The sequence below is a fragment of the Streptomyces sp. NPDC007084 genome (assembly GCF_040703595.1).
Taxonomy (GTDB): domain Bacteria; phylum Actinomycetota; class Actinomycetes; order Streptomycetales; family Streptomycetaceae; genus Streptomyces.
In genome coordinates this window covers 21,190-32,846 of record NZ_JBEYFY010000032.1, presented here as the reverse complement: position 1 = coordinate 32,846, position 11,657 = coordinate 21,190, and the positions used below count along the sequence as shown (strand labels likewise).

General features: G+C 72.6%; 7 protein-coding genes. 3 read left to right on the top strand and 4 right to left on the bottom strand.

All coding sequences use genetic code 11. The annotated features are described in order from the left end of the window. Window positions 1-18: 18 nt before the first annotated feature. Complete coding sequence (locus AB0912_RS23745) at window positions 19-1,188, top strand: TerD family protein (RefSeq protein WP_366703003.1); 1,170 nt, start codon at window positions 19-21, stop codon at window positions 1,186-1,188. 364 nt (window positions 1,189-1,552) lie between these two features. On the opposite strand, the gene AB0912_RS23740 is transcribed toward AB0912_RS23745, so the two are convergent. The 3 genes from AB0912_RS23740 to AB0912_RS23730 form a co-directional block, all read right to left on the bottom strand. Then, window positions 1,553-3,145 (bottom strand): TROVE domain-containing protein, encoded by a 1,593-nt coding sequence (locus tag AB0912_RS23740; RefSeq protein WP_366702919.1) that lies wholly within the window; start codon window positions 3,143-3,145, stop codon window positions 1,553-1,555. A gap of 304 nt (window positions 3,146-3,449) precedes the next feature. After that, window positions 3,450-4,916 (bottom strand): alkaline phosphatase PhoX, encoded by a 1,467-nt coding sequence (locus AB0912_RS23735; protein WP_366702917.1) that lies wholly within the window; start codon window positions 4,914-4,916, stop codon window positions 3,450-3,452. A 415-nt stretch (window positions 4,917-5,331) separates the two neighbouring features. Continuing rightward, on the bottom strand, window positions 5,332-6,756 hold the full coding sequence (locus AB0912_RS23730; protein ID WP_366702915.1) for a hypothetical protein: 1,425 nt from the start codon (window positions 6,754-6,756) through the stop codon (window positions 5,332-5,334). 463 nt (window positions 6,757-7,219) lie between these two features. Here AB0912_RS23730 and AB0912_RS23725 point away from each other — a divergent pair, with 463 nt between their 5' ends. Together AB0912_RS23725 and AB0912_RS23720 are read left to right on the top strand one after the other, a co-directional pair. Continuing rightward, window positions 7,220-9,046: an endonuclease/exonuclease/phosphatase family protein gene (locus tag AB0912_RS23725; RefSeq protein ID WP_366702913.1), complete on the top strand. Its 1,827-nt coding sequence runs from the start codon at window positions 7,220-7,222 to the stop codon at window positions 9,044-9,046. Window positions 9,047-9,190: 144 nt separating this feature from the next. Then, the gene (locus AB0912_RS23720) at window positions 9,191-10,435 is read left to right on the top strand and encodes a YihY/virulence factor BrkB family protein (protein ID WP_366702911.1); all 1,245 of its coding nucleotides are present in this window, start codon (window positions 9,191-9,193) and stop codon (window positions 10,433-10,435) included. Window positions 10,436-10,633: 198 nt separating this feature from the next. Here the strand turns inward: AB0912_RS23720 and AB0912_RS23715 are convergent, their stop codons facing one another. Further along, on the bottom strand, window positions 10,634-11,320 hold the full coding sequence (locus tag AB0912_RS23715) for a hypothetical protein (protein WP_366702909.1): 687 nt from the start codon (window positions 11,318-11,320) through the stop codon (window positions 10,634-10,636). Window positions 11,321-11,657: the final 337 nt, after the last annotated feature.

The window sequence follows — 11,657 nt, the reverse complement described above, 5'->3', positions numbered from 1 at the left end:
ACCCCAGTCATGACAGCTATGACCCCCGGCTCGAACATCCCTCTCCCCGTCTCGCGCGTGACGGTGGACGTCGCCGCCCCGGTGCGGCTCGACGTGTCGAGCCTGCTGCTCACCGCCGACGGCAAGGTGCGCTCCGACGACGACTTCATCTTCTACAACCAGCCCACCGGCCCCGGCGTGAGCTACCGCTCCGGCGGCGGCACGGCACCGGACGCGATCACGGTCGACACCACCGCCGTGCCCCCGGGCATCGAGAAGATCGTCGTCACCGCGAGCCCGGACGCCGCGGGCCAGTCCTTCCAGGGCATCGAGCCCACCGCGACCATCCGCAACGCGGACGACAACGCGGTGCTGGCCACCTTCACCCCGCCCCGCCTCGGGACGGAAACGGCCCTGGTGATCGTCGAGATCTACCTCCGCAACGGCGCGTGGAAGGCCCGCGCCGTCGGCCAGGGGTACGCGAACGGGCTGGCGGGCATCGCCACCGACTTCGGCGTGAGCGTGGAGGAGCCGGCGCCGGCCGCCCAGCCCGCCCCAGCGCCGCAGGCCCCCGTGACTCCCCCGGCGCCCGCCGCGCCCCCGGCCGCCGCGGCTCCGGCGCCGGGCGCGGGCAAGATCAACCTCGACAAGGGGCGGGTCAGCCTCCAGAAGAACCAGACGGTGTCCCTGGTCAAGGGCGGCCGTCCCCTCCTCTCCCAGGTCAAGATGGGCCTTGGCTGGGAGCCCGCGTACCGCGGCAAGGACATCGACCTGGACGCGTCGGTCATCGCGTTCGGGCCGGACCGCAATCACATCGACAGCTGCTACTTCGGCAAGCTGTCGATCGTGAACGGCGCGATCAAGCACTCCGGGGACAATCTCACCGGTGAGGGCGGCGGGGACGACGAGGTGATCACCGTCGACCTCGGCCGCCTCCCCCAGGAGGTCACCGGCCTCGTCTTCACGGTGAACTCCTTCTCCGGCCAGAAGTTCACCGAGGTGGCCAAGGCCTATTGCCGGCTCATCGACGCCGGCAGCGGTGATGAGCTGGTGCGCTTCGACCTCACCAACGCGGAGGCGCAGACGGGGGTGATGATGGCGAAGCTGATCAAGCAGTTCTCCGGGGAGTGGGAGATGACGGCCCTCGGCGAGTTCGTCAAGGGCCGCACGGTCCGGGCCATGGTCAAACCGGCGGCCCAGTCCCTCTGACGGGGGTCCGCCCCGCGCCTTTCGCCCCGGGCCGGCCCACCCTTCCGGGTCGGCCCACCCTTCCGGGCCGGCCCCGGGGCGCCCCTCTCCCGCAAGCCTGTTCTCGCCCCCTCCGCCCCTACCCGTCCCGTACTTGGGGCTCCGCCCCAGACCCCGCTCCTCGAACGCCGGAGAGGCTGGATTTACCTGCCCGCACCCGGCACCCGGCACCCGGCGGAAGGGGCCGTGCCGGTACCTCAGATGTCCGTCGCTTACGCCCGGATCGAGCAGGCCCGCCTTCGCCACCCACGTCTGGTCCAGCGGCGACGGACGGATGTACCGGCACGGCCCCGACCCGCCCACCGGCTGGAACCGGGAACGCGACTCAGGCCGCCGCCCACGGCCACTCCGCGTCCCGCCCCGACTCGACCAACGGCACCAGCCGGAACGCCGTGTCGGACAGCCCCCCGAACACATGCCGGTTGGCGGCCCCCGGCCCCGAGGGCCCGTGCCCCGCGCGATACCCCGCGAGGTTCCACGTGTAGACCGGCACCCGAGCCGGCACCTGCGCGGTCGGGTCACCGGCCGGGCTGACCGCGGCCTGCTCGTCGGTCACGATGAGCACCCGGTCGTGCGACCCGTAATGCCCCCGCACCGCCGCACTCGTGTTCGTACCGCCCAGATCCCCGAACCGGCCGAGAACCCTCAGCACCGACTCCCCCGCCCGGAACGGCACCGCCTTGCTGCTGGTGCCGAACTCGACGAGATCCGCGTCCGCCGCCCGCAGCGCCAGCGCCGTACCGAAGATCGCCGCCGCGTCGGCCCGGGTCAGCTCGGAGCGGTCGGACAGCCGGGAGTGGAACATCGACCCCGAGCGGTCCACGAGGACCAGGGTCCGCCCGGGCAGCGCGGGCACGTTGGCCAGCGAGTGCGCGAGCGCCCGCTCCAGCGGATACGCCCAGCGCAGCGACGGCGCGTGCTGGTAGGCGGCGAGGTACCGGAACGGGAACTGCCGCGACCGCGCGACCTGCTCGGGGTCGCTGATCTTCGCGGCCACCTCCGCCGCCACCTCGTCGCTCACCCCCGCCGCGTCGAAGTTCCGCAGGTTGCGGACGAGTGCCATCGCGCCCATGGAGGGAATGACGGCCTCCCAGGCGGCCTTGTCCATCGGGCCCTGGATCCAGCCGGCCAGCGCCTCCCAGGTCATGCCGGCCTCGGCCAGCCGCCGGGCCCCGTCCGGAGCGGCGACGAGCGCGCGCCGTTCGGCGGGCGGCAGCGCCATCAGGTCGCGGTGGGCGACGAGCGCGGGCAGCGAGGCGGGCACCTCGGCCCGGTCGGGGTTGTGACGCCGGTCGAGCGCGTACCGGAACAGGTCGCCCTGCCACGGCTTCGCGGGGTCGGGCGCGGCGTGCACGAGGTTGAGGATGTCGCCGAAGCGGTACCCCTTGGAGGCGGTGTCGTACTTCAGCAGGGAGGTGGCGCCGTAGAGCCGGCGTACCGCGTCGGCGACGCCGCGCTTGACCGGCTTGGGAAGCGTACGGCCGTACCGGGAGGTCCAGTAGGCGAGCAGCTCGCCCGGCTCGTCGGGACGCCGCAGCACGGAGTCGACGACCCGCCGGTTGGCGGGCCCGTCGGTGACGCCGGCGTCGAGGCGCGCCTTGACGTACTCGGCGGCGCCGACGATCGCGGCCGTACGCACGTTGCCGTCGGCGCGCAGCCAGCCGAGCAGGGCTGCCGTCCAGGACGGGTCGCTGACGGCCAGCTCCCGGACGAGCGCGGCGAACCGGTCGTCGCGGTCGGAGCCGGTCTCGTAAAAGGTCTGCTGCGAGACGAAGTTGGAGAGCGCGAGCAGAAAAAGCTCGGAGCGCGCGTCGCGCTCATGGCCCCGGCCCCCCTCGTGGGTACGCAGCACGCGGCCGGTGGAGGTCACGCGCGAGGCGGACCGTGCCTTCGTGGTGCGGATGTTGAAGCGTGCCATGGTGAATTCCCCCGAATTCAAGAGTTTTCCGGAGGGAGGCACAGCAAAAGGAGGGTGCCCGAGATCGGGAGTCGGCGACGGACTTTCGGAAGTGTGGTGTCCAGAGTTCAGGTCGGCGGAACCGACGTAGGTGCTCTAGCCCCTGAGCTACACCGGCGTGTGGTACCGGTGGCGGGACTCGAACCCGCGGCCGCCCCATTATCAGTGGAAGTAGGTCCTGCCTTCGCACCTGGACGTTCATCACTGTAGGCAGGCGGCCGCGGGTCGGGCGAGCGAATTAAACTCCGGGGAAATCGGCGGGAGTTCAGCCGCGCTTCTGCCGCTTCCAGGGGCCGGTGATGGCGACCATGATGCCGGGCACCTGGATGTTGGCGTAGAGGGTGCGGCCGTCGGGCGAGAAGGTGACGCCGGTGAACTCGCTGTATTCGGGCTCCTCGGCGGTGCCGATGTTGAGTTCGTTGCGGGCGATCGGGTACGTACGGCCGCTTTCGGTGGCGCCGAAGAGGTGCTGGATGCCTTCGCCGTCCTCGGCGATGACCAGGCCGCCGTACGGGGAGACGGTGATGTTGTCGGGGCCGTCGAAGGCGCCGTCGGCGGACGGGTCCGGGTTCACGCCGATGAGGACCTTCAGCGTCAGGGTGCGGCGCTTGGGGTCGTAGAACCAGACGGCGCCGTCGTGGGCCTGGCCGGGGCTCTCGGTGCGGGCGTAGGAGGAGACGATGTAGACGCCGCCGTCGCCCCACCACATGCCTTCGAGCTTGCGGGCGCGGGTGACCTGGCCGTCGGTGAACTGCTTGCGGACGGAGACCGTCTTCGCGTCGCGGTCGGGGACGTCGACCCAGTCCACGCCGTACACGGTGCCGATCTTCGTGGCGCGGGAGAGGTCGTCGACGTAACGGCCGCCGGAGTCGAAGCACTTGAAGGCCTGAAGGGCGCCGTCGGTGTCGCCGAGGGTGCGGAGCCGGCCGTGGCCGTGCTCGAAGCCCTGCGGGGGCGTCCAGCGGTACAGCAGACCGTTGGGGCCGGAGGCGTCCTCGGTGAGGTAGAGACGGCCGCGCTTGGGGTCGACGACGACGGCCTCGTGGGCGTAGCGGCCGAGCGCCTTGATCGGCTTGGGGTTGCGGTTGCGGCGGCGGTCCTCGGGGTCGACCTCGAAGACGTAGCCGTGGTCCTTGGTGAACCCGTTGGTGCCGGCCTTGTCCTCGGTCTCCTCGCAGGTGAGCCAGGTGCCCCAAGGGGTGTTGCCGCCCGCGCAGTTGGTGGCGGTGCCGGCGATGCCGACCCACTCCGCGACCTTGTCCCGGCGGACCTCGACCACCGTGCAGCCGCCCGCCGCGGCGGGGTCGTAGACGAGGCCCTCGGTGAGCGGCACGGGATAGGGCCAGTTGGCGCGGGGGCCGGCCAGCTCGTGGTTGTTGACCAGGAGGGTGGCGCCGCGCGGGCCGCTGAAGGTGGAGGTGCCGTCGTGGTTGGAGGGGGTGAACTCGCCCGACTCCAGCCTGGTCTTGCCGCTGTGGGTGATCACGCGGTAGCTGAACCCGGCGGGGAGCGAGAGGAGGCCCTTGGGGTCGGTGACGAGCGGTCCGTAGCCGACGCCGCCGTGCTCGTGGCCGTGCCCGTGGCGGGCCGCCGCGTCGTCGGCGTGGGTGTCGGTCTCGGTGGCCGCGAGCGCGTTGGGGGCGGTGGCGAGGGCGCCGACGCTGCCGACCAGGGCCACGCCTGCACCGGTGATCGCGGACTGTCTGGCGAAGTCCCTGCGGGTGAGCGACATGTATGTCTCCTGTGACGGTGGACTCGGACTGCCGTGGGGGGCGGTGGCGACCTCGTACGCGGCCACACCGTCCCGCCCCCGCCTGAACGCGAGTTGAACGCGCGCCGACTTCAGGACACCCGCTTCCGTGAATCCACCCACCCGGCCCATCCGGACCCCGCGACTCCGCGGCACCGCGACTTCACGACTCCGCGGCACCGCGGCTTCACGGCACCGCGACTTCACGACTTCACGGCTCCGCACCGAGTCCCATCCGGCCCCTCCAGAGCCCGCCACTCCGGACCGAGGCCACCCGCCCCATCCGGACCCCGGACCGCTGGACCGAGCCCCACCCGGCCGCCGGACGCCGCCCCGCACCGGCAACCGCGTCCGGCCCGTACGGCGATACGGCCCGTACGGCGATACGGCCCCGTCGTCATCCCCCCTGCTGCGACCGCGCCTTGAACGCCGCCTTGCGGGCCTCCTTGGCGATCTTCTTGTCGGGGTGCAGCCGGCCCATCGCTTCGAGGACGTCGGGGGTGGCCGGGTGGCCGACCCGCCAGGCCATGTCGAAGAAGCCGCTGTGCTGCTGGGCGAGCCCCTCCACGAGAGCCTGTAGCTCGTCGGAGTTGCCCTCGGCGGCGAGCTGGGCCGCGACCGTGTCGATGGTGAGCCAGAAGACGAGGTCCTCGGAGGGCGGGGGCACGTCGGTGGCGCCGTTCTCCGAGAGCCAGACACGGGCGAGGCCGCCCAGCTCGGGGTCGTCCAGCACGGCCCGCAGCGCCGGCTCGGCCTCCGGTCCGACCAGGGTGAGGGCCTGCTGGCAGTGCAGGCGGCGCAGCGGGGCCCCCGCGTCGGCGCCGCGCGCGGCGGACAGCAGCTCCCGCGCGGCGGGCAGCGGTTCGCGCCGGGTGAGCCACAGCTCGATCTCGGCCTGAGCGGCGGCGGGCGGGAAGTCGGCGGTGCCGTCGAGGAGGGCGTCGGCGCCCTTGTCCGCGAGGTCGCCGACGGCCGGGGCGTCGAAGCCGGCCTCAGCCAGCCGGGCGCGCAGTCCGTAGAGGCCGAGCGGGGTGAGGCGGACGACGCCGTAGCGGGAGATGTCGGTGTCGTCCACGGGGGCGGCGGGTTCGATGTCGGTGTCGGCCATGAGCGCTTCGTCCACGGGCTGGAAGCGGACGAGGCCGATGGGCTCCAGCAGCCGGAACTGGTCGTCCAGCCGCATCATCGCGTCCGAGACCTGCTCCAGGACGTCGTCGGTGGGTTCGCCCATGTCGTCGGGCACGATCATGGAGGCGGCGAGCGCGGGCAGCGGCACCGGGACCTCGTCGGCGGTGTCCTCGCCTGCGGTCAGCAGGTACAGGTTGCCGAGGACGCCGTCGAGGAACTCGGCCTCGGCCTCGGGGTCCCAGTCGAGCGAGGAGAGGTCGATCTCGCCGGTCTCGTCCATGGCGTCCACGAGATCGTCCAGGTCGGGCACGCTCGCGTCGGCGAGGACGGTGTCGAGGGCGCCGAGCCAGACGGCGAGGACGTCCTGCGGGCCGCCGGAGGTGAGCAGGGCGAGGTCCTCGCCCGCGCCGACGGTCCCCTCCTCCTCGTCCACGACCTCGACCAGGCCGGTGTCGACGGCGACCCGCCAGGCCTCACTGGCGTAGGCGGCGGCGTCGTCGCCGGTCAGCCCGAGGACCTCGGCGGCCTCGGGGAGTTGTTCCTCGACGAGTTCGCCGCCCGCGCCGACCCGGGTGGCGGGGCCTGCCCAGCGGGCCAGCCGGGCGGCCCGGGAGAGCAGGGGCGCCGCGAGCGCGTCCCGCGCCAGCTGGGCCTCGGAGAGCAGCCGCACCGGCGGCAGGGAGCTGTCTGACATCGGCTGGGTTCTCCTCCGAACAACCACGGCAACGACCACGGCAAGCAGGGCAAGCGGTTCAGGCGACCACGACGGGCAGGGCAGCGGCCCGGGCGAGCTGCCGCCCGAGACCGCGCCGGACGGTGGCGGGCCACCCTCGGCCGCGGTGGGCGCCGGACCCCGCCGGGCATGCCCGGACCCGAGGATCCGAAGCCCGCCCGGGACGCCCGTGCACGTCCGTGCCAACAGCTCAGCCTAGACGGATTTCCACCCATGCCGCCCGGTTCATGTCCCTGACACCTCTCGGACACCACGGAAACCTTGACAACTCCCCACGCCACACACGAGATTGACGCGCGTAGAAGTTCAACGGCCGTGCGGACCGCCCGCTTCTACGCGCGTCACCGGCCCGTTTTCGGGTCGCGCTCCGTCCAGCACAGCCCACCCTCGTCCCGGCGCCCAAGAACGCCCCCGGAGGACTCCCTTGCCGAGCAAGAGAACGTCGCGCATCGGCGCGCTGACCGTCGCCGCCGTCTGTTCCACCCTCTCCGCCGTGGTGCTCACCACCCCGGCCCACGCGGACACCGTCCGTATCCACGACATCCAGGGCACCACCCGGATCTCCCCGCTGGCGGGTCGGACGGTCACGGACGTGTCCGGTGTCGTCACCGGTGTGCGGACCTACGGTTCGTCCAAGGGCTTCTGGTTCCAGGACCCGCAGGCGGACGACGACCCGGCCACCAGTGAGGGCGTCTTCGTCTTCACCAGCTCCGCCCCCAAGGTCGCGGTCGGTGACGCCGTGACCGTGACGGGCACCGTCTCCGAGTACGTCCCGGGCGGCGCCTCCACCGGCAACCAGTCGGTCACGGAGATCACCAAGCCGACGGTCACCGTCGTCTCCAGCGGCAACCCCGTGCCGGCCGCGACGGTGGTCGACGCCCGGTCCGTGCCGAGCGCGTACACCCCGGCGGGCGACAGCGCGGCGGCCGGTTCCGTCAACGGCCTGACCCTGAAGCCGAAGAAGTACGCCCTGGACTACTACGAGTCCCTGGAGGGCATGAACGTCCAGGTCGCGGACGCCCGCGTGATCACCGCGACCGACCCGTACACCGAGCTGTGGGTCACGGTGAAGCCGCAGGAGAACGCCACGCGCCGCGGCGGCTCGCTGTACGGCTCGTACACCTCGCAGAACACGGGCCGGCTCCAGATCCAGTCGCTCGGCGCCACGGCCGACTTCCCGACCGCGAACGTCGGCGACAAGCTCACCGGCACCACCGCGGGTCCGCTCGACTACAACCAGTTCGGCGGCTACACCCTCGTCGCCAACCAGCTCGGCACCCTGAAGAAGGGCGGGCTGGAGCGCGAGGTCACGCACAAGCAGGCGCGCGACGAGCTGGCGGTGGCGACGTACAACGTCGAGAACCTGGACCCGGCCGACACCACCTTCGACGCGCACGCGTCCGCGATCGTGAACAACCTGCGGTCGCCCGACATCGTGTCGCTGGAGGAGATCCAGGACAACAACGGCGCGACGGACGACGGTACGGTCGCCGCCGACCAGACGGTGACCAAGCTGATCGACGCGATCGTCGCGGCGGGCGGTCCCCGGTACGACTGGCGCTCCATCGACCCGGTCAACGACCAGGACGGCGGCGAGCCCGGCGGCAACATCCGCCAGGTCTTCCTGTTCAACCCCGAGCGGGTCTCCTTCACCGACCGCGCGGGCGGCGACTCGACGACCGCCGTCGGTGTCACGAAGGTGCGCGGCAAGGCGCGGCTCACCGCGTCCCCGGGCCGCGTCGACCCGGCGAACACGGCCTGGACGAGCAGCCGCAAGCCGCTGGCCGGCGAGTTCGCCTTCCGCGGCCGGACGGTGTTCGTGATAGCCAACCACCTCAACTCCAAGGGCGGTGACCAGGGGCTGACCGCGCAGTACCAGCCGCCGACGCGCAGCTCCGAGGTGCAGCGGCACGCCCAGGCGACCGCGGTGAACGGCTTCGTCAAGGAGATCCTGAAGGCGCAGAAGAACGCCGACGTGATCGCGCTCGGGGACATGAACGACTTCGAGTTCTCCGATACGGCCAAGATCCTGGAGGGCGGCGGCGAACTCTGGTCGGCGATCAAGTCGCTGCCCAAGAGCGAGCGTTACACGTACGACTACCAGGGCAACGCGCAGGTGCTCGACCAGATCCTGGTCAGCCCCTCGATCCGCAAGGGCTGCGGCCTGGCGTACGACAGCGTGCACATCAACTCGGAGTTCTCCGACCAGATCAGCGACCACGACCCGCAGGTGCTGCGGTTCCGCCCGTAGTCGCACAGGGACGCGAGAGCCCGGCCCCGTCGTCCGGGGGGCCGGGCTCTTCGCCGTCCGGGGACCGTCGCGGGCTTGCGGCGGCGACTCATTCGGTGGGGCCTCCGGTGGCTTCAGCGCCGGGATTCGGGCAACCCGCCGGACATGGACGAGAAGCGACCGGAATCGAAGCAGCGCGCTCTTCCGGACACGGGGGCGGGCGTACGGACGGACGGGGACGGGGCGGAGGCCGGCAGAGGGCCGGACACCCGCGCCGAGCCACGCCCCGACCCCGGGACGGCACCGGCGGAACGCGAAGGCGCGGACCGGACGGACCAGAAGCGGCGTGCGGGGCAGACGGGTCAGGCCGGTCAGGCCGGTCAGGCGGACAAGGACGACGGTCCCGCGAAACTGACCGCGCGGTCGTGGGGAGCTGTCACCTGGCGCACGGTGAAGGAGTTCCAGGACGACGAACTCTCCGACCGCGCCGCCGCGTTGACGTACTACGGCGTCCTGTCCCTCTTCCCCGCGCTCCTGGTGCTGGTGTCCCTGCTGGGCGTCATGGGGCAGCGGGTGACCAACCGGCTCCTGGACAACATCGGGGACCTGGCGCCCGGCCCGGTGCGCCAGATCCTTCAGGACGCGGTGACCCAGCTCGGCGCGAGCGGCGGCACGGGCAGCGTGCTCGCGATCGTCGGCCTGTGCGCGGCCCTGTGGTCCGCTTCCGGGTACGTCGGCGCGTTCATCCGCACCTCCAACGCCGTGTACGACCTGCCGGAGGGCCGCCCGGTGTGGAAGGTCACGCCGCTGCGGCTGGCGCTGACCGTCACACTGATGGTGCTGCTCAGCGCGAGCGCGGTCATCGTCGTGTTCACCGGCCCGCTGGCCGAGCGGGCGGGCACCGCGATCGGACTCGGCGACGCGGCGATCACCGTGTGGTCGGTCGCCAAGTGGCCGGTCCTGCTGGTGTTCGTCCAGCTCATGATCGCCCTGCTGTACTGGGCCGCCCCCAACGTCCATGGGCGCGGCTTCCGCTGGTTCTCCCCCGGCAGTGTCATCGCGACCCTGATCTGGCTGGTCGCGTCGGCCGGATTCGCCTTCTACGCCGCCGGTTTCGGCTCGTACAACAAGACCTACGGGGCTCTGGCGGGCGCCATCATCTTCCTGGTGTGGCTGTGGCTCACCAACCTGGCGATCCTGCTGGGCCTGGAGTTCGACGCGGAACTCGCCCGGCAGCGGGCCATCGGCAGCGACGGCCGGCTCCCCACGGAGGAGCCCTATGTCGAACCCCGCGACACCCGCAAGTGGCCGCCCCGCCTGCGCGCCCTGCGGGCCGCCCGCCAGAAGGTGGAAACGGGCGTGGTCCCGCTGGGCAAGGGTCCCGAGGGGGACGCGACGGGGAGGGCGTGATTCCGCGCGCCCGCGCGCACATCCCGGGACCGGGACCGGGACCGAGACCGGGCGGGGGTGGCGGGGTGCGGCCGGGCGCGCGACGCGGCGGCACGGGCACCTCAGTCACCTCGCTACGGACCGGGCGCACGTGATGCGGCGGCGAACCGGAGTCCGGTTCGCCGCCGCATCGCTCCCCTCCAGCCCCTCAGGCGGGCGTCAACGGCGCCCTCGACGACCGTTGCGCCGCCCGCGGAGCAGGTTCAGGACGAGCACCGCGCCGGCGCCCGCGCTCGCACCCCAGAAGAGCGCGGGGCGGGGAGTGCGGCGCACCGTCTTGGCGACCGAAGTGGCGGTGCCGCGCAGCGACTCCGGAACACTGCCGCCTTGGACGACTCGACCGGCCGCGACCGCCTTCTCCTGGACCAGGTGAGCTGCCCGAACGGCCTTGTCCTGGACGAGGTGCCGCGCCTGGACGGCCTTGTCCTGCGCCGCCTGCCCCGCCCCGGCTGCCTTCTCCTGCGCCACCTTCCTCGCCCTGGCTGCCCTCTCCTGCGCCACCTGCCCCGCCCGGCCGGCCTTCTCCTGCGCCACAAGCCCGGCCTGTGCCGCCCCCTCCTGCGCGGCCTGGCCGGCCTCGGCGGCCGTGCCCTTCATCCGGACGGTGACCGTGTCGGCCCGCTCCTTGAGTTCGGCCGCCTGGGTACGCGCCCGGGCCGTGAGGCCGGCCCCGCCCTGCGGGCCCTTCGACTCCCCCGCTTCCACGTCGAGCCGGCTCCTGGTCCGCTCGATCTGGCGGCGCAGTTCCTCGGGGCCCTCGGCGCCGGTGGCACCGGCCGGCCCGATCGTGCCGGCCGGATCGGCGGACCGCGCCCCTCCCGCGCTCTTCCCGTGGTTCTCCGTCATCGGTGTGCCCTTTCCTCGAACTTGCCGCCGGCCGCCGCCCCCGACCCCGTCGGAGCGTCAACCGCCCTCACGCACGGGGCCGTTGTGGGGGCCGGCGCGTCCCTCTGTCGGCTTCGCCTGCCCACGGAGGCGGCGGCCATGTCTGGCGAAGACGCGGCAAGGCTCGACCAGGGGTATCAGGAGGGGTCGGCAAGGGCGCGACGGCTCCCGCCGCGGACCGACGCGACGGCCCGTCAGGACCGCCGGGGTCCGCGACGCCGAGCGGCCCGCCGCCGCGCCCGGCACGTCGGCGGTGCTCCACCGGTTCGCGCCCGGCGAGCCCCGCCTTCCGCCGTAC